The organism is Edaphobacter dinghuensis, from assembly GCF_014640335.1.
Taxonomy (GTDB): Bacteria; Acidobacteriota; Terriglobia; order Terriglobales; family Acidobacteriaceae; genus Edaphobacter; species Edaphobacter dinghuensis.
Window position 1 is genome coordinate 1,329,734 of record NZ_BMGT01000001.1, and the last position, 17,644, is coordinate 1,347,377.

General features: G+C 59.3%; 17 protein-coding genes. 5 read left to right on the forward strand and 12 right to left on the reverse strand.

Going from position 1 to position 17,644, the window contains the following annotated elements; translation table 11 throughout:
* The 4 genes from IEW09_RS05190 to IEW09_RS05205 all read right to left on the reverse strand — a co-directional run bounded on the left by IEW09_RS05190 (window position 1) and on the right by IEW09_RS05205 (window position 4,199).
* Window positions 1-1,200 carry a B-box zinc finger protein gene (locus IEW09_RS05190; RefSeq protein WP_188553032.1) on the reverse strand — a complete coding sequence of 400 codons (1,200 nt, stop codon included), beginning with the start codon at window positions 1,198-1,200 and terminating at the stop codon, window positions 1-3.
* Window positions 1,197-2,174: an anti-sigma factor family protein gene (locus IEW09_RS05195; protein WP_188553033.1), complete on the reverse strand. Its 978-nt coding sequence runs from the start codon at window positions 2,172-2,174 to the stop codon at window positions 1,197-1,199. Before IEW09_RS05195 ends, IEW09_RS05190 begins: the two co-directional genes overlap by 4 nt.
* 154 nt (window positions 2,175-2,328) lie before the next feature.
* Complete coding sequence (locus IEW09_RS05200; protein WP_229739094.1) at window positions 2,329-2,943, reverse strand: RNA polymerase sigma factor; 615 nt, start codon at window positions 2,941-2,943, stop codon at window positions 2,329-2,331.
* Between the two features lie 728 nt (window positions 2,944-3,671).
* On the reverse strand, window positions 3,672-4,199 hold the full coding sequence (locus IEW09_RS05205; protein WP_229739095.1) for a superoxide dismutase family protein: 528 nt from the start codon (window positions 4,197-4,199) through the stop codon (window positions 3,672-3,674).
* Between the two features lie 176 nt (window positions 4,200-4,375).
* Between IEW09_RS05205 and IEW09_RS05210 the strand changes: the two genes are divergently transcribed.
* Window positions 4,376-5,875, forward strand: a complete 1,500-nt coding sequence (locus tag IEW09_RS05210) for a S10 family peptidase (protein WP_229739096.1) — start codon at window positions 4,376-4,378, stop codon at window positions 5,873-5,875.
* A 9-nt stretch (window positions 5,876-5,884) separates the two neighbouring features.
* Here the strand turns inward: IEW09_RS05210 and IEW09_RS05215 are convergent, their stop codons facing one another.
* From IEW09_RS05215 to IEW09_RS05240, 6 genes are all read right to left on the reverse strand, one after another.
* On the reverse strand, window positions 5,885-6,484 hold the full coding sequence (locus tag IEW09_RS05215) for a thymidine kinase (RefSeq protein ID WP_188553034.1): 600 nt from the start codon (window positions 6,482-6,484) through the stop codon (window positions 5,885-5,887).
* A 43-nt stretch (window positions 6,485-6,527) separates the two neighbouring features.
* Window positions 6,528-6,896 carry a YbjQ family protein gene (locus IEW09_RS05220; protein ID WP_229739097.1) on the reverse strand — a complete coding sequence of 123 codons (369 nt, stop codon included), beginning with the start codon at window positions 6,894-6,896 and terminating at the stop codon, window positions 6,528-6,530.
* Between the two features lie 100 nt (window positions 6,897-6,996).
* Entirely contained in the window at window positions 6,997-7,707 is a 711-nt protein-coding gene (locus IEW09_RS05225) for a methyltransferase family protein (RefSeq protein WP_188553035.1), read from the reverse strand.
* 49 nt (window positions 7,708-7,756) lie between these two features.
* A complete protein-coding gene (locus IEW09_RS05230) occupies window positions 7,757-8,980 on the reverse strand; it encodes an MFS transporter (protein ID WP_229739098.1) in 1,224 nt (407 codons plus the stop codon).
* A 66-nt stretch (window positions 8,981-9,046) separates the two neighbouring features.
* On the reverse strand, window positions 9,047-10,084 hold the full coding sequence (trpD, locus tag IEW09_RS05235) for an anthranilate phosphoribosyltransferase (RefSeq protein WP_188553036.1): 1,038 nt from the start codon (window positions 10,082-10,084) through the stop codon (window positions 9,047-9,049).
* Between the two features lie 28 nt (window positions 10,085-10,112).
* A complete protein-coding gene (locus IEW09_RS05240; protein ID WP_188553037.1) occupies window positions 10,113-12,095 on the reverse strand; it encodes an ulvan lysase-like protein in 1,983 nt (660 codons plus the stop codon).
* Window positions 12,096-12,275: 180 nt separating this feature from the next.
* On the opposite strand from IEW09_RS05240, the gene sucC reads away from it, so the two are divergent.
* Together sucC and sucD are read left to right on the forward strand one after the other, a co-directional pair.
* Window positions 12,276-13,454 carry an ADP-forming succinate--CoA ligase subunit beta gene (sucC, locus tag IEW09_RS05245; protein ID WP_188553038.1) on the forward strand — a complete coding sequence of 393 codons (1,179 nt, stop codon included), beginning with the start codon at window positions 12,276-12,278 and terminating at the stop codon, window positions 13,452-13,454.
* Window positions 13,454-14,329: a succinate--CoA ligase subunit alpha gene (sucD, locus tag IEW09_RS05250; RefSeq protein WP_188553039.1), complete on the forward strand. Its 876-nt coding sequence runs from the start codon at window positions 13,454-13,456 to the stop codon at window positions 14,327-14,329. Before sucC ends, sucD begins: the two co-directional genes overlap by 1 nt.
* A gap of 25 nt (window positions 14,330-14,354) precedes the next feature.
* On the opposite strand, the gene IEW09_RS05255 is transcribed toward sucD, so the two are convergent.
* Window positions 14,355-14,516 (reverse strand): hypothetical protein, encoded by a 162-nt coding sequence (locus tag IEW09_RS05255; RefSeq protein WP_188553040.1) that lies wholly within the window; start codon window positions 14,514-14,516, stop codon window positions 14,355-14,357.
* Between the two features lie 104 nt (window positions 14,517-14,620).
* On the opposite strand from IEW09_RS05255, the gene ndk reads away from it, so the two are divergent.
* Entirely contained in the window at window positions 14,621-15,037 is a 417-nt protein-coding gene (ndk, locus tag IEW09_RS05260) for a nucleoside-diphosphate kinase (RefSeq protein ID WP_188553041.1), read from the forward strand.
* Between the two features lie 61 nt (window positions 15,038-15,098).
* Here ndk and IEW09_RS05265 read toward each other — a convergent pair whose 3' ends face one another.
* Window positions 15,099-16,328, reverse strand: a complete 1,230-nt coding sequence (locus tag IEW09_RS05265) for an SGNH/GDSL hydrolase family protein (RefSeq protein ID WP_188553042.1) — start codon at window positions 16,326-16,328, stop codon at window positions 15,099-15,101.
* Window positions 16,329-16,499: 171 nt separating this feature from the next.
* On the opposite strand from IEW09_RS05265, the gene IEW09_RS05270 reads away from it, so the two are divergent.
* Window positions 16,500-17,612, forward strand: a complete 1,113-nt coding sequence (locus IEW09_RS05270; RefSeq protein ID WP_188553043.1) for an aldose epimerase family protein — start codon at window positions 16,500-16,502, stop codon at window positions 17,610-17,612.
* The last annotated feature ends 32 nt before the right edge of the window (window positions 17,613-17,644 follow it).

The following is a 17,644-nucleotide window of genomic DNA, read 5'->3' on the forward strand; positions in this document are numbered from 1 at the left end:
TTATTTCCCTTCCTCATCGTGCGTGTTGGAGGGAACGATCGATGTGCTGGTTGTCGGGGCAGGGCTGGAGGGAGGTGGAGCCGAATAAGGTGGATAAGGCGGAGCGGCTGCGGCAGCACTGAAGGTCGCTCGTTGCAGTACGGCCATGACGCCGGCGACGATGATGAACAGCGGCCAGCTTCGTCCCCACGAAAGAATGTGCGAGCTGTCGAGCAGGAAGAGCACGCCCACCAGGATGATCCAGATTGCACCGCGCAGCGCATGGAAGAAGCGAATCTTGTAGACGGCGGTTCCGTCGTCGGCGAGCGGGCCGGACTCCGTCATCTTATGGACGAATAGCCATACTCCAAACCCGATGAAGAGCATCGGCAGAAACCAGCGCATCGTATCGCCGTGAAACAGGCCGGAGTTGCCGATAAGAAACAGTGCGCCCAGGCCAATCAACCAGATCGCGCCGCTAGGGAAGCGGTTATCGGTATAAGGAGGATTGGGGGCTGCCGGGGGAGTAACCGGGCTGACGAAAGGTGTTCCCGGCGGAACATAGTTCTCCCACTGCGTATTCCAATTCGCCGCGGGTGGAGTTGTGTAGGGCTGGTAGTCCGATGCCGGTGGAACGTAGTTTGCGGCGGGAGGAACGGTTGTGTCTGGGGCTGTGTACTGCGTATTCGTTGTTCCTTGGGCAGTGCTGCTGGGCCATGCCTTGCCGAAGCCCAGACGTTCGCCCAGATCGTTGAGGCCGAAGGGATTGGGCAGCGGCGTACCATCGCGGCGTGCCTGAGCGGTGTGGTGGGCTTCGATGACCTGGTAGAAGACCCAACCGGCGATGAAGAGGCCGAAGATGCCGTTCTCACCTGAGAGGCTCACCAGCACGGCAAAGACGATCAGATGGACGATGCCCTTGGCATATTGGCCGTTGTACATCGCGCCCACGCCGGGAATGAAGCCGAGCAGCGCGGCGAGACCTGGATTAGGCTCGTCCGGCGGAGGTGGCGGCGGGATCGTTCCGTCGGCGGGATAACTTGCTCCGGGAGCGGGACCGCCAGCAGGATTGGGGGTGCCTGCTCCAGATAGTTTGGTAACCAGGCAGGGCTCGCAGAAGATGCTCGAGCCGACAGCGCGGGTGCACTCCTGGCACAGAGGCTTGCCGCAGTTCTGGCAGAATGCAGCTCGTTCACGATCAGGATGGTTTGCGCAGTTCATACAAGTTCCCCTTCCTGCAGGTACTTCATAACACTGGGAGTAAAGACAACAAAAACCTGGGTGGCGGGGACAGGGGCTGGCCGTTCCATGAAGTCGGCAAACTGCACATTGCCGCTCTGGGTCTCACGACGGCTGGAGCCGGGGCCGGGTTTAGGGCGCGATTGTTTGGAGTCTGGTTTCTGCGCCGGTGCTTGCTGTGTGGCCGGTTGTTGGGGCTGGGCCGATGGAGCGCTCTGGCTCGACGGCAGGTTGTACTGGTCGTTGTCGTTGCTCGAGCGCTGCAGGTCGCGCACACGCGACTCGAGTTCATAGACGACCTTCAGATTGTCGTAGTAGCGATGCACCGAAGCATTCGCATCAATGAGATTGCGCTTGATGCTGGTAGGACGAAGATCGCTGACACGAAGCTGGCTGAAGCGAACCCCGGTGATGTTCAACGTAAGCGCGATGGAGAAGAAGGCCATCGCGGCGGTCATTGCGAGCCTGGGCTGCAGCAGCGTCTGCCCGATGGAGCGTAGACGGCTGCGGAAGGGAAGAACGTTGGTCGGGGCGTACGTTGCTCCTGCCGAAGATCGCGCCGCAGCCGGGACCGGGCCGGAGTGCCCAAGGAGAGTGCTGGATTGCCACAGACCGTGGCCGGCACGCTGCTTGTCGGACACGAGTTGGAGTTGGTTGGAGGTGCCGACATCAGGCTGAGCGTTGCAGGTCTGGGCAAGAATACGCTCCAAAAGTGCCGCCGAGGGTTCGGGCCGGGGTGACCGCAGCATCTCGAGCCACGCGGCCCCACGCCGGGCATCGGCCAACATGGCGCTGCAAGTGGGGCAGGAGGCCATATGCAGATCGAACATCGCCTGTTCTGTCGGGGAGAGCGTCCCGTCAAGCGCGTCGGCCAGCATCGCCTCGCATTGAGCGCAGTGCCCGGCTTCCCCGGACTGGGGAGGCTGTGCGCTTCCGAATTGGTTGAACTCTGCCACTTACATCACCTGCCTTTCTATCAATCCCGTTACTTCTTGCTTCCGGTATTGCTCTTGTTTCTGTTGCCCGTTCTGCTTGCCTTTTTACTGCCTGTCTTTCTACCGCGTTTCCTGTTTTCAATCCACTACTTCTACTGTCTTTCAACCACTGTTTCTACTGTCTTTCTATACGTTGCAAAAGCCTCGCAAGTTCCCCGCGACCGCGACTGATGCGGCTTTTAACCGTTCCCTCGGGAATGCGAAGCACCTGTGCTATCTCCTTGTAATCCATATCTTCCAGATCGCGCAAAATGACGGCTTCGCGAAGTTCGGGCGAAAGCTGCTTGAGGGCGCACTGTATCTGGCTTTTCATCTCCATCGAAGCAACGTGCTGCTCCTGCGAGGGGCGGTTATCGGCCAGCCGGTCGCCCATCGTCGGGCTGCCGTCCTCGCCGTCGAAGCTTACATCGAGCGAGTCGCTGGCGCGGTCCAGCCGTGTTCGCCGGAAGTGGTCGACGAGCAGGTTGCGGGCGAGCGTCGTAATCCACGTCTGGAAGCTGCCCTTTTGCGTGTCGAAGCTGGAGAGGTTCTTGTAGAGCTTAAGGAAGACATCCTGCGTCAGGTCTTCGGCGTCGCTGCTCGAACCGGTAAAGCGGTAACAGATGGCGTAGATCCGGCGATGCTGCGAGCTTACGAGCTGTTGCCAGGCGTGCGAGTCGCCGGCCATGCACTGGCGTACCAGTCTGGCGACAGCTTCCTGCGCGGCTTCCTGCTCGGGCGTACGCTCCAATATTGCCTCTGACGTCTTAAGTGGTGGAAGAAGTGTACCTCGCGGCGCAGGCGTCGAGGTGTTTGGATGTGAGGTTCCGTGCCCGGAGTGGGCAAGTACGCGGGGCGTTGATTTGCGTCCGGCTGGCCGGCCTGGTGCTGGAACCGCGATGTGAAGAACGCCCATGGATGCCTGTACGCAGAGGCATTCACCGTAGTTCAACACAAAGCTGAAATATGCTATCGCGAGATCCGCCTGAAGAAGCACCAGGGACACGACTTAAACTACATGGAGCAGTAAGCTCGGCTGTCCCCAGCTAATTCGCTCCAGCGAAGCAGCTGCTTAAACTTGTCCAAACTCAAAACCACGTCATCTCGACCAGAGCAGCGGACGGCTTTATGTCAGCTACGGAGTGGAGAGACCCCCTGTATTTTGCCTCTGTCACCTCAAAATGATGAGGGCTGAACGCTCGGTCTAAGTAGTGTCAAGCCCTGGAACGCAGAAAAATCCAGAACCGTTCCCCATAACAACTACAAAACAAGAATCTTGCTTCCCAGAAAATAAACCTTGAGAGCCTGCAAATCAGTTTCACCCCATTTATTAAACTAGAAATAGAAAAGAAAGGAGTTAGGCTCAGCAATAGTCGCTGGACCTAACTCCTTTCGATGCAAGACTTTAGAAATTAAACCCTTTGCAATGAAGACTTTGCGGAAAAAGTACAGGGGGGTGCCCCGGGTACTGGCTGCCGGTTAGGGCGTAGGCGCTGAGATCACGCCGCAGGCGATCCGGTTACCGGCATTTCCAGTCGGGTCGGTCTTCATGTCATCTGCCTTCTCGTGCACCACGATGGCCGTTCCGGCAAGAATGTTGTTGGCCTCACCCGGCGTCATGGAGAGATCGTCGACCTTGAAGCTGATCGAGCCCATGTGGTCCTCGCCGATGGAGACATTCTGTGGCAGGTCGCCGTTGTGATGTCCCTCAGGGTTCATCGTCCCATGCTGCTTGCCAGCAGGGTTGAAGTGGCCTCCCGCGCTCTTGAAGTCCGGCGCATTGCAGACCGCGTGCTCGTGAATATGGACGGCATGTTCGCCAAAGGGAAGGTTCTTGAGATTGAGCTTGATGGAGAGCTTGCCGTCCTTCAGTTGTCGGAAGGTAGCTGTTCCGGCATCCTGACCTGCGCTCGTCTTAATGGGGACAACCAGCTTATTGCTGGGCTTGGCGAGTGCAGGTGTGGCGGCAACGGTGGCTAAGGCCAGTAGGCCAATGGTCATGCGCATGGTGCTGTCTCCTGAGGTGCGATGTGGACCTGCGGCGAATGCCGGAATTGTATGTTGACAGTTTAGAACGTCGTTCTAAGCCGTGCGATAGATGGTACTAAAAGCCTGTGATGTGTATGTTTATAAAAAGTCTGGGATGTATGTTTAATTAGATGACCTCGTCACGAGTTTCCTCGGTGTCCCGATTTGCGGTGTGTCTCGCGTTTGCCTCAACCCTGTTCCTGCTGCCGATGGCAAACGCGCAGGATGTTCCCGATGCGAAGCCTGCGCCAGCTAAAGCAGCCGAGCCCAAGCCTGATCTGGCTCCCTTGCCCGCAGACGCGCACGTCGAGCAGACGATGCAGCTCGACGGCAAGCCGCTACATTACACCGTCACGGTAGGAACGCTGCCGGTGAACGATAAGGATGGCAAGAAGGTCGGAGAGGTCGTCTACACCGCATACACGGTCCAAGGAAAAGACCGCCCCGTCACCTTCGCGATGAACGGCGGTCCCGGCGCATCATCGGTCTACCTTAACCTCGGAGCCATCGGCCCCAAACATGTAGCCTTCGGCGCAGAGGGCGACAGCCCCTCCGATCCGGCGACTTTGACCGATAATCCCGGAACCTGGCTCGGCTTCACCGATCTGGTCTTCATCGACCCCATCGGCACCGGCTACAGCCGCTCGCTCGTCTCCGAGGACCAGACCAAAAAGCTTTTTTACAGCACCGTTCCCGATATCCAATATCTCTCAAGAATGGTCTACGACTGGCTGGTCAAAAACGGCCGTCTCGATTCGCGTAAATACTTTGTCGGCGAGAGCTACGGCGGTTTCCGCGGCCCGCGCGTCACGCATTATCTACAGACTCAGCTCGGCGTGGCTCTCAATGGAGTCGTTCTGGTCTCGCCCTATCTGAATCCGACGGTTGAAGACAACGGCGATCTCTCGCCGCTGCCGTGGATGATGACGCTGCCTTCAATCGTCGCCGCCCACATGGAGCGCGAGCACAAGCTGAGCGCAGAAGCCATGGCTCCGGTCATCGCCTACACGCGCTCCGACTACGCTGCCGCGCTGATGGAAGGCCGCTCCAACCCTGAGGCGACCGAAAAGATGATTCAGCACGTGACCGAACTCACTGGCCTCGATCCGGTCTTCGTCAAGCGCTCCGGCGGTCGTCTGGAGACGCAGGCTTATCTGCGCGAGGTCTATCGCTCCGAAGGAAAACTCGGCAGCCGCTATGATCCCAACGTCACCGCATGGGACCCGTTCCCGAACGATCCGGATCAGCGCAGCAACGATCCCATTCTCGAAAGCATCATCGCTCCAACGACGACAGCAATGGTCAACTTCGTGACCCAGACCGTTGGCTGGAAGACGGATGCGCGCTACGAGGCGTTGAGCGGCAACGTAAATCGGTTGTGGGACGGCGGTGACGAGCTGCGCAAAGGCTCAGTCGAGCAGTTGCGCGAGGCTGTCGCCAACGATCCGAAGATGCATGTGCTGATCGTCCATGGCTGGAATGATCTCTCCTGCCCGTTCATGGGTTCGATCCTGACTGTCGATCAGATGCCGATGATGGGCGACCCCAACCGCGTGCAGGTCAAGGAATATCCTGGCGGTCATATGTTCTACAGCCGCCCGTCAAGTCAGATGGCGCTCCAGAAAGATGTGATGGAGATGTTCCAGGCGCACTGATGCGGCAGCTTACAAGTCGTGAAGCTCTAGCTGCTCGGAGTTGTGCTCGTCGGTGAAGGGTTGAAAGTGGGCGCGGCATCGTGCTTCGTAGACGCCTGCGGCGCCGACGACTACAAGCTCCTGGCTCTGTCCTAGCCGCTGGGTGTGAATCGCTGGTTGGCCGCAGACCATGCAGACGGCGGAGAGCTTGGTGACCTCGTCGGCGATCGCCATCAGGGCGGGAATCGGGCCGAAGGGCTCGGCGTTGAAGGTGGTGTCGAGACCCGCCATGACGACTCGCTTGCCGAGGTGGACGAGTTCAACCGAGAGCGGGATGAGGCGCGTGTCGAAGAACTGGGCCTCGTCGATCCCGATGACGTCGACCTCGTTAAGTTGAGGAAACAATGCGGCTTTCAGCTCTTCAACGGTGGCGACGGTGGTGGCGTCGTGGGTCTGGGAGCTGTGGCTGGCGATGGCAGTGCGGTGATAACGAAGATCGATGTCGGGCTTGTAGCAGGCGACGCGCTGACGGGCGATTCTGGCTCGTTTCAGGCGGCGAATCAGCTCTTCGGACTTGCCCGAGAACATGGGGCCGGTAATCACTTCAATGCGGCCTGGGACGGTGGTCATTGGGCTATGGTAGCGGGATTGGCGGTGGATTTTGCGTCCGTATCTATCCTTGGCTGGTGCGTTCTACGATGACGGCGGTGCCGTAGGCGAGAACTTCGGTGACTCCCTGCATCAGCTCGTTGGCGTCGTAGCGGAAGCTGATAACGGCGTTGGCTCCGTGCTCGGCGGCGTGCTGGGCCATCATGGCGAAGGCATCCTGACGGGTCTTTTCGCAGAGCTGAGAGAGCAGGGTGATGTTGCCGCCGAGGATGGTCTGCAGGCCCGCGCCAAAGGTGCCGAAGATCGAGCGCGAACGCACGACGATGCCACGAACGACCCCCAAGTTGCAGACGATGCGGTAGCCGGGCAGCTCGAGGGCGGTGGTGATCATGGTGGGATCGAAGGCGATGGATGGTGGTGGGTATGAGGACATGAGGCTCTCCTTTGGCTAGGGAGGATTGTACTTGCCAAGTCAGGGTGAGGAGTATTTGACGTTTGAAACGATCGATCAAGAAGTGTAATAAGCCGATCTATCAATAGATAAAGGGAATCAACTTGCTGGTCCGTTTTGCATAGTCGTCGAAGGCTGCGCCATAGTGGTCGTGCAGGTGCGAGTCGAGCATAGGAATGTTTGCAAAGACAAACCCGGCGAGCATGATGACGGGAATGGCAGCGGTGAACCACGCGCCCGTTATGAGCGACATGCCAGAGAACAGAATGACATCGCCCAGGTAGTTCGGATGCATGGAGATGCGAAAGAGCCCTTGGGTATAGAGCTTTCCTTTGTTATCAGGATCCCGCTTCCAGACATGCCGCTGATATTCCGACCAGGAGTTTATCCACGAGCCGAAGAGAAAGAGAAGGATGCCCAGAATGGCCGCAGTACCGAAAGGAGCTGCATGGATACCGCCACCGATGCACATGGTCACAAAAATGAAGAGTACCCAAAGGCTGACTGTGATGGCTCCGCTCCAGGTGACTCCCCGCTTGAGGAAGACGAAGGTGGTGAAGTAGAGCCGGAGGCAATATATAGAAAATGCTGCCAGGAGACAATCGCGACGAAGCAGGCTGCTGGCAAGCCACATATGGCCGAGGTGTGCACCGAGCTGCGTGAGGCCGCCATCAAGTAAAAGCCACCATGAAAGCACGACCCAAAGAGCGACAGAGCCGACGAGAGCAATTTTGGGCGCTGAGGAGGTTTCGTGGATGTCGTACATGCTCTGTTGGAGTGATTGCTTATCCAAATGGCCTCCTTCAAAACGAGATCAATTGTACGCAGGTATGGCCTGTTACCTACTGCTGGCGGAAGCTGCGGCCTCGCTGTTCGGGGCCGAAGGCGAAGACGAAGATGAGTGCAACTATGACTACGCCTTCAAAAAGAGTGAGCGCCCAGGGATAACCGAAGTGATCGCGCAGGAGGAACTCGAACGAGACCGCTGGTGAGGCGATGAGAACACCGAGCTGATAGACGACGCCGGGGAAGAGGCTGCGCACTGAGTCGGGAGAGAGCTCGTTCAGGTGCGCGGGGATGACGCCCCATGCTCCCTGTACTCCTGCCTGCATCATGAAGGAGCCGAGCACAAGGATGGCCATAGAACCACCGAAGGCCCATGCGGGGATGGAGAGCAATGAGACTACGAGTGCCGCGATGATGGAGTAGCGGCGGCCTATCCGCTCCGAGATCTGGCCGAAGAAGAGTGCACCGACAATGGCCCCGATGTTGTAGAGGATGGGGATTCCGTAGAGCGGTTGGACGCCGAGGACAAGGGCGTGTTTGATGCTGGGCAGGGTCTTGAGGAAGTCGGGGTAGAGGTCCTGCGTGCCGTGCGAGAGGCAGGTCATGACGGCCATGACCATCAATAGATAAAAGAAGCTGCGCTTGTGTTGCAGCAGTGTCTTGAAGATGCTGCCGATAGAGCCCATGCGGTGCATCTTCCAGGCTTCGGATTCGGACGAGAGGACGGTGAGGATGACGATGGCGACTGCTACGAAGGAGCCAACGATGAACATGGCACGCCATCCGAAGTGCGGCGCGATGGTCATCATGCCGACGGACGCGAGGAGATAGCCGAAGGGGTAGCCTCCCTGCATCATGCCGGAGAGAATGCCGCGCCGCTCGCGAGGAGCGTTCTCCATGGCAAAGGACGCGCCGATACCCCAGTAGCCTCCCATGCCGATGCCGTAAAGCGCACGCAGAGCGAAGAAGAGGATGTAGTTGGGGGCGAAGGCGCTTAGGGTAGTGGCGGCTGAAAAGTAGACCACGCACGCGATGAGAGGTTTTTTACGTCCGTAACGGTCGGCGAGTGCGCCGAAGATGAGAGCGCCGACGGGACGCATGGCCAGTGTGATGGAGATGGTCCAGACGATGGCGCTCTTTTCGACGTGAAAGTGCGCGGCGAGAGCGTCGAGCAGGAAGATGACGACGAAGAAGTCGAAGGCGTCGAGAACCCAGCCGAGGATGCCGGAGGTGACGGCGAACTGCCAGCCCGGGGTGCTCTGCTCGTTTTGCGATGGCAATAGAACTTCGATGCGGGTTCTCCTGCATTTTGAGCTATGCGGGATTGTATCGAAGTGGAAGGCTTATCAGGTGCGGAGGTTGGCGAGTAAGGCTTTGACGGCTCCGGTGTCGATGGCGTGGGCTGCTTTGGCTATTCCTTCGGTGAGGGTGTCTGCGAGGTCGGAGGCTACGAGGACGGCGGCGGCGTTGAGCAGAACGATGTCGCGGCGGGGGCTGCGTTCGCCGGAGAAGATGGCTTCGAGAATGGCGGCGTTGGTTTCGGCGTTGCCTCCGCGAAGGGTTTCGATAGAGGCTCGTTCGAGGCCGAGGTCTTCGGGGGTAAGGGTGCTGAGCGTGACGGTTCCGTTGCGGACTTCGGCGATCTGGCTGGGGCCGGAGATGGAGATCTCGTCGAGACCGGTGTGAGTGCCGTCGGAAGCTTCGGCGATTCCGTGCACGACGAAGGCGTGGCGGGTGCCAAGCAGGGCCATGGTATCGGCGACGACGGGGACAAGATGCGCGGCGTAGACACCCATGACCTGTGCGGAGGCTCCGGCAGGGTTGGAGAGCGGGCCGACGAGATGAAAGATCGTGCGGATGCCGATAGCGCGGCGGACGGGCATGACAATCTTCATGGCTGGGTGCAGAGCGGGCGCATGGAAGAAGGCGAACCGATGTTTACGCAGAGCGGCTGCGCCCTCGGCTGGGGAGAGGCCGACGGGAATTCCGAGGGCTTCGAGGACGTCAGCTGAACCGCATTCGGAGGTGACGGCGCGATTGCCGTGTTTGGCGACGGAGGCTCCGGCAGCGGCGGCGGCGAGGGCGGCGGCGGTGGAGATGTTGAAGGTGCCGCTGAGATCGGCGCCGGTGCCGCAGGTGTCGACGAGCAGATCGCGCTCGGCTGGGTCGAGCGGGACGGGAGTTGCGGCGGCGCGCATCACATCGACGAAACCTGCGATCTCGCTGGGGACTTCGCCTCGGGCGGCGAGAGCACTGAGTGTGGCGGCGAGCTGGATCTCCGATAGTTCGCCAGCGAGGATCTGCTGCATGAGCGCGCGTGCGGCCTCGCGGTTGAGCGTCTGGCGCTCTTCGACGATCTGCTTGAGATGAGATTGCGGGGGCATTGAGTTAAGCGTAGCAGGTGACGCACTGTTATTTTTTCGCGGCAGCCTCCATCTTGATGTGAATGGGCTGGCCTGCACGCATGGTGATGGCGAGCGGGGCGCACTCGAAGCCAGGAACGAGGTTGAAGGTGCGTTGTTGTGGGACGGGCTCGAAGCCCTGTGGAGCGTCGGTGTAGATGATCAGGGTTCCGTTTGGCTTGGTGATGCGGATGGTTTGGGGGCTGGGCTGGGTGACGGTTTCGTCGGAACCGGCGATGACAGGGAGAATGAAGCGTAGGGATGGTGCAGAGATTGTGCTCGGCGCGATTTCGGCAGTGATTTGGATAGAGGATTCGGTGAGGTTGTAGACGAGGTGGTAATCCAGGCCGCTATCGGGGACAGGCTGGTGCGCGGCGGTGAGTAGCTGTCCACGGGCATCGATGTCGATTTGGGTGGGAGAGCTGGTGGCGGTGAGAGTTGCGTTGAAGTCGCTGAGGCTGGTGTAGGTTTCGTGAGGTGCGTACTCGATGCGCGGGGTGAGCGGCATGTGCGGCGAGTCGCGGAATGCCTGCTGGTTTGAGATTTCGATCATCTGGTATTTGGTCATGCTGGCGGTGAGGAGAGGGCCGAGGTCGCGGTGGTAGAGCAGTGACAGGGCACCGCCGGATGCGTGGCCTCCGCCTGCTGCACCACCATGGCCGGGTTGAACATCTTCGACATACTCCCAGTCGTAGCCGGTGACGGTGGCCCGCCAGTCGCCGATGGCGGCCAGATGGGTGTTGATCTCGGGATAGGTCTTGAGTCCGTAGGCTTCTTCGCGCGGAAGCGACAGGCGTGGGGCGGGTTCGAGCCTGGCGGCGCTATCGAGTACGGTGGCCAGCGATTTGGCGTGGGTGAAGGTGTGATGGATGCAGGGGAGGTCGCCGTGTTCGAAATAGTCGGGGCCACCGTAGAGGAGCCCGTTGTGGGTGCAGGCGGCCATGAGCTCGAGGTTGCGATGGGCCACTTCGAGGAAGCGCGGCTCGTGTGCGGCGAGCAGGACGTAAGCGGGGTGGCAACCATCGCTGGTGCGGCTGCCCCACCAGCTCCACTTGTAGTTGCGGGTGCCCCAACTGTTGTCCCATGCTCCGTCGGGAAGCATGAACTCCATGTGGGTGCGAAGAGCGGAGATGGTTTGGTCGAGGACGGCTTTGTCGTTGGCGAGCAGAGCGTATTGGGCGAGGGAGGGAAGGGATTCTTCTACGTTATAGCCGAGGTCTACGGGGCGGCAGTGTTTTGGCGAGAGCCCGGTTTGCGGATGGCCTTCGCCAAAGAGGAGGTTATTGGGAGTGAAGTAGTCGAGTGCGGTGTGGGCGAGAGTGCGGGCGCGATCCAGGTAGTGAGGGGCGCCCAGGACCTCGGCGCAGAGAGCGAAGCAGAAAGAGGCAGTGATGGGGTAGTTGATGTTACCGGTTTCGATGGTGATGAAGCCGTCGAGGAACTTTGCGGCGCGGGCAAGGCGATCGGTCCAGCGCTGACGGGTAGCAGTATCGAGGATGGAGCCGTGGTGGTGGAGCGCTTCGGCGAGTGAGATAGCGTGGAAGACGGTGATTCCTTGCCAGGAGCTGAGAGTGACATCGTTGATCCAGCTGCCGTCGGCGCGGCTTACCTGCCGCTCTGACCAGTCGTGTACGAGCAGTGCAGAACGAAGATATTTTTCGTTGCCGGTGGTGTGAGCCATGTGCAGCAGCGGGTAGACGGCGTCGCCGCAGCGTCCGTGGATGAGCGCGCAGGCGGGGCAGAGAAGTGCTCCATGGAGGGAGGGACTTTGGATGGAGGTTTCCTGATGGACCAGCAGGCCATCGCACCAGGTTTGCAGAAGCTGAGCGTAGAGATTTGCGCTTGTCGCGTTAGGAGCTGATTGGTTTGGAGGCTGCGCTGCCGAGGCAAGATGCGGAAAGGCGAGGTTGGCGGCGAGGGCGGTTGCTCCGGCGGTGGAGAGGCGGAGAAGGTCGCGGCGAGTTAGTTCATGGTTAGGACTATATTTGCTCATCGAAGGCATCTTAGATCAATGGCACAATTTGTGCTTTACGAGGGCGGCGGACGGCTTCGTAAACAATAGGTAAAAGGAGTTAGGTTTCGGGACGATAACCGCACTGCTGTGCGAGATTTGGTTGCGACGGCTTATTGGCGTCCGCTACACTTCAGAGGCAGGCAGATCGCGACAATACCTATGAAAATTCACGAGTATCAGGCAAAAGAGATTCTTCGCAAGTACAACGTTCCTGTCCCTAATGGGGAGATGGCGACCACGCTGGAGCAGGCCGATACGGCTGCCAAGAGCCTGTTTGCTGCCGGTAATGCGGCGGTGGTGGTCAAGGCCCAGATTCATGCAGGCGGACGCGGCAAGGGCGGCGGCGTGAAGGTGGTGAAGTCGCTGGAAGACGCGAACGCCGCGGCGAAGGCGATTCTGGGGATGCAGTTGGTCACGCACCAGACCGGGCCGCAGGGGCAGAAGGTGCAGCGTCTGCTGATCGAAGAGGGATCGGCGATTGACCGCGAGCTTTACCTCGGACTGGTGCTGGACCGGGCTTCGGCGAAGGTGGTGTTTATGGCCTCGCAGGCCGGCGGCATGGAGATTGAAGAGGTTGCAGCGAAGACGCCCGACGCTATCTATAAGGAGTACATCGAGCCTGCGGTAGGGTTTCAGCCATATCAGGCGCGGCGGCTGGCGTTCAAGCTGGGATTGCAGCCGACACAGATTAACCAGGCGGTCGCGTTTATGACCGGTCTTTATAAGGCCTTTGTCGATACCGACTCGACGCTGATGGAGATCAATCCTTTTATTACGACCAAGGATGGCAAGCTGCTGGCGCTCGATTGCAAGATCAACTTCGACGACAATGCGATGTTCCGGCATAAGGATTTGAAGGAGCTGCGCGACCTGTCGGAGGAAGATCCTCTCGAGGTTGAAGCCAGCAAATATGCGTTGAACTACATCAAGCTGGATGGTTCGATTGCCTGCATGGTGAACGGTGCTGGTTTGGCGATGGCTACGATGGACATTATTCAGCACGCTGGCGGCGCTGCGGCGAACTTCCTTGATGTTGGCGGCGGCGCGAATCAGGAGCAGATTGAGAATGCCTTTGGCATTCTGCTGAGCGATCCGAACGTGAAGGCGATCTTTATCAATATCTTCGGTGGAATTCTGCGCGTGGATGTGCTGGCTACGGCGGTTGTTGCTGCGGCGAAGAAGTTGAATGTGCAGGTGCCGATTATTCTGCGACTCGAAGGCACAAACGTTGAAGAAGGCCGCCGCATCCTCAAAGAGTCGGGTTTGAAGTTTGAAGTGGGAACAACGATGAAGGAAGCCGCTGATCTTGCAGTGGCCGCTGCGAAAGGTGGTAAGTAATGGCAGTTCTGGTCGATAAGAATACGCGGCTGATTGTGCAGGGAATTACGGGGCGTGAAGGCACCTTCCACGCCAAGGGCTGTGCAGAGTATGGAACGAATGTCGTTGGCGGCGTGACGCCGGGCAAGGGTGGAACGACCCACGAGGGATGGCCGGTCTTCAATACCGTGGAAGAGGCTGTGAAGGAGACGGGCGCGAATGCTACGGTGATCTTTGTGCCGCCGCCGTTTGCTGCCGATGGAATTCTCGAGGCCGTGGACGCGGAGATTCCGCTGGTTATCTGCATTACCGAGGGCATTCCGACGCTGGACATGGTGAAGGCGTGGGAGATTGTGAAGGAGTCGAAGTCGCGCCTGATCGGGCCGAACTGCCCGGGCGTGATCTCGCCGGGCAAGGCAAAGGTCGGCATTATGCCGGGCCGGATTCATAAGGAAGGCAACGTCGGTATCGTCTCGAAGTCGGGAACGCTGACCTATGAGGCTGTTTATCAGTTGACGACTCGCGGCATCGGCCAGTCCACCGCGATTGGTATCGGCGGCGACCCGATCATCGGGACGACCCACATTGAGGCGCTGCGACTGCTGAATGAGGATCCCGAAACCGAGGCGATCATCATGATAGGCGAGATCGGCGGTTCGGCAGAAGAGGCGGCAGCGGACTTTATCAAGAAGAACGTGAAGAAGCCGGTGGTTGGCTTTATCGCCGGCCAGACGGCGCCTCCGGGACGGCGCATGGGCCATGCGGGCGCGATTATTTCGGGCGGCGAAGGTACGGCTGCGAGCAAGATGCAGGCGATGAGCGATGCCGGAATTACTGTGGTGAAGACCCCCTCCGAGATCGGCGAGGCAATGGCCCGGGTGCTGGGTAAAGCTTAGTTCAACCGGCAGGCAGCCGCGTGATTCAGCGAGGCTGCTTGCGGTAGAACAGGGCAGCTGCGAAGAAGACCATGGCCACGATGAAGGCCAGACGGGCGTGCAGCCAGTTGTGGTAATGGATGCTGACAAAGCCGTCGATGACCCAGGCGGCGAAACCGGCGAACCATATCCAGGCTGTTTTACGCATGCGGCAGGCTCCAGTCTTACCTTAGACGGGCATTTGGCTTGTGGGTGTGGCTTTACCTGATTGTTTTACACTGGATATATAAGCATTCACAGAGGAGATCTCCGTTGTCACAGCGTACATTCAGCATTATTAAGCCGGACGCGGTCCGTAAGGGCCATGCCGCGGCCATTCTCGCCGAGATTGAAAAGGCGGGCTTCAAGATCGTTTCTATCAAGCGTTTGTCTATCTCCAAGGCTCAGGCCGAGGGTTTCTATCACGTTCACGCGGCTCGCCCATTCTTTGGTGAGCTGACGGAGTTCATGTCCAGCGGCCCCATCTTTCCGATGGTGCTCGAAAAGGACAATGCCATTGCCGATTTGCGCAAGCTGATGGGCGCGACCAACCCGGCGCAGGCTGAGGAAGGTACGATCCGCAAGAAGTTTGCAGCTTCGATTGGGGAGAACGCGATCCACGGCTCCGACGCCGAGGATACGGCGGCGTTTGAGATTGGCTACTTCTTCGCCGGTTATGAACTGAAGTAGTTTGGGTTCGATTTAAAAAGCAATGGCAGGAGCGATGCTCCTGCCATTGCTGCGTTTGCGGCTATTTATCTTTGAAGATTTTGAGGTCAATCGAATTGCCCATCGCTTTATAGCCGGTATCGTTGGGGTGAAGGTGATCGCCGGAGTCGTCGGCAGGCAGAAAGACGTTGGGGTGGGCGGGGTCGCTTGTGGCCTTGTCGAAGTCGATGACGCCGTCGAGTTGGTTGGTGGTCCGAATCCACTGGTTGACGGCTTCGCGGATAGCTTCGCCAGCGGGTGACGAGTAGCCAGCGCCGACATAGGGGGTGAGCGTCGCACCGAAGACCTTGATGCCGTGGGTGTGGGCGCGGGTGGCGAGCTGGCTGAGACCGGCGATCAGATCGTCAGCGGTGACCACGTCGTAGGGACGGCGAGGGTCCTGGGCGTGGCCGATGTCGTTGATGCTTTCGAGAATGATGAGGTACTTGACGCCAGCCTGAGCGAGAACGTCGCGGTCGAAGCGTGCGAGCGCGCTGGGGCCGGTGTCGTCGTGCAGGATTCGGTTACCGCCGATGCCTTCGTTGAGCACGCCAAGATCAACGGTGTCCTTGTTGGACTGGAGGCGGGCGGCGAGGACATCGGGCCAGCGAGCGTTGGCGTCGCGGGTGCTGTGCGCTCCGTCGGTGATGCTGTCTCCGAAGGCTACGATGGCTGCGGCTTTGCTATCGGCTCGGACATCGACGCCTTTGAGGAAGGGCCAGGAGTAGATCTTCTGCGGGGCATCGAGAGACTTCGCGCTGACGACGTTGCCGGCGGCGGTGTAGTTGGTCTGGTCCGCAAAGCCATGCGCTGAGACCTGCTGAATGGGCTGTGCGGGGATGAAGACGCTGACGGCGAGATCAGAAGTGGGAGCAAGCTTCAGATTGACCGGATCACTGACCACTAAGGCGCCTGCAGGAATGACGATGGAGGGCCGTCCGTTGAAGGTGAGAGGGGCCGAGGCGGCGGTGTTGATGTCGCTGCCGCCCGCGCTGAGTGCGACGTTGCCAGCGCCGATGGTGAGCGGACCGACGCCGAACTCATTGGTGAGGATGACGCGGACGGCGGGGCCGCCGATGGAGACGTGGACGATCTCGCGATAGGTGGTGTCAGCGGCGACTCGTACTTCGTGATTGTCCTGGGCCATGGGAGCGGTGGCCCAGGTGCCGACCCAGTGGTCGGGCGATGCGGCGGAGGCGCTGTTGGTGCTGAAGCAGCAAAGGCAAAAGAGGAGAAGGGCAAGCGGGAGGAGCGTTCTGCGTTTCAGGTTCATAACCATCCTTGGTGGGATTGAGTTGACGCTCTCATCTTATCGCTGTTTCGTAGGCGCAGGTGCCTTGCAGTATAGTGGCGGTGGTTGCTGAAAGGCGCGCAACCGGGCGCTGAACGAGATGAGATCGGACCGCACCACAGACTTGCTGAAGGCGAAAGAACTGAGGAAGAAATGACGAAGACTCTGGCAAAGGTTATTCTGCTTACCATGACAACCGGAATGGCAGCACATGGAGCAGTGACGAAGGCAGCTTTTGGAACGACACCCGACGGCAAGGCCGTAGACATCTACACGCTGAAGAGCGACGTGTTGCAAGTGCGTATCATGACGTACGGCGCGCGCATCGTCTCGCTCGAGGCGCCGGACAAAGACGGCAAGAAGGCCGATGTGGTGTTGGGACACGATACGCTGGCAGGCTATACGTCGGACAAGAACACCTACTTCGGTGCGATTGTGGGTCGCTACGGCAACCGCATTGCTGGTGGCAGCTTCAAGGTAGACGGCAAAGCGTATCAGGCTCCGAAGAATGACCACGGTATCAACATGCTGCACGGTGGCACGGTGGGCTTCGACTCGCTGGTGTGGCAGGGGCGCGAGATTCCCGATGGCGTTGAGATGACGCTGGTGAGCAAGGATGGCGATCAGGGATTTCCGGGGACGCTGACTGCGCATGTGCGCTACACGCTGCACCATAACGCGCTGCGCATCGACTACAGCATGTCGACCGACAAGGATACGGTGGTGAATCTGACGAACCACTCGTACTTCAATCTCTCGGGTGAAGGCAATGGGACGATTCTTCACGATATCGTAACGATTCCCGCCGACAAGTACACGCCGGTAGATGCAGGTCTGATTCCGACGGGCGAGCTTGCCCCGGTCGAGGGGACCCCTTTTGATTTCCGCAAGCCGACGGCGATCGGAGCCCGCATTCATGACGACAATGAGCAGCTCAAGCGTGCAGGCGGCTACGACTTCAACTGGGTGCTGCGTGGACCCAATGGAGAGACGAAGACGGCTGCGCGTGTCTATGATCCAGAGACAGGTCGTGTGTTGACGGTGACGACGACAGAGCCGGGCGTGCAGTTCTATACCGGAAATTTTCTGGATGGGACGATCTCCGGCCCAAGTGGCAAGCCCTTCGTCAAGAATGGCGCTCTTTGCCTGGAGACGCAGCACTTTCCGGATTCGCCCAATCACGCGAACTTTCCCAGCACGGAGTTGAAGCCGGGGGCACCGCGGCATAGCACTACGACGTTTACGTTTACCACGCAGGCCAAGTAAATCTCGGTGCGCGGCGGCTATTGAGTCTGCCG

Excerpts from the sequence above, each read along its gene's own strand:
- IEW09_RS05190 (WP_188553032.1), bottom strand. The coding sequence starts at position 1,200 with ATGAACTGCGCAAACCATCCTGATCGTGAACGAGCTGCATTCTGCCAG.
- IEW09_RS05205 (WP_229739095.1), bottom strand. The coding sequence starts at position 4,199 with ATGCGCATGACCATTGGCCTACTGGCCTTAGCCACCGTTGCCGCCACA.
- IEW09_RS05215 (WP_188553034.1), bottom strand. The coding sequence starts at position 6,484 with ATGACCACCGTCCCAGGCCGCATTGAAGTGATTACCGGCCCCATGTTC.
- IEW09_RS05220 (WP_229739097.1), bottom strand. The coding sequence starts at position 6,896 with ATGTCCTCATACCCACCACCATCCATCGCCTTCGATCCCACCATGATC.
- trpD (WP_188553036.1), bottom strand. The coding sequence starts at position 10,084 with ATGCCCCCGCAATCTCATCTCAAGCAGATCGTCGAAGAGCGCCAGACG.
- IEW09_RS05240 (WP_188553037.1), bottom strand. The coding sequence starts at position 12,095 with ATGAGCAAATATAGTCCTAACCATGAACTAACTCGCCGCGACCTTCTC.
- sucC (WP_188553038.1), top strand. The coding sequence starts at position 12,276 with ATGAAAATTCACGAGTATCAGGCAAAAGAGATTCTTCGCAAGTACAAC.
- sucD (WP_188553039.1), top strand. The coding sequence starts at position 13,454 with ATGGCAGTTCTGGTCGATAAGAATACGCGGCTGATTGTGCAGGGAATT.
- IEW09_RS05255 (WP_188553040.1), bottom strand. The coding sequence starts at position 14,516 with ATGCGTAAAACAGCCTGGATATGGTTCGCCGGTTTCGCCGCCTGGGTC.
- IEW09_RS05265 (WP_188553042.1), bottom strand. The coding sequence starts at position 16,328 with ATGAACCTGAAACGCAGAACGCTCCTCCCGCTTGCCCTTCTCCTCTTT.
- IEW09_RS05270 (WP_188553043.1), top strand. The coding sequence starts at position 16,500 with ATGACGAAGACTCTGGCAAAGGTTATTCTGCTTACCATGACAACCGGA.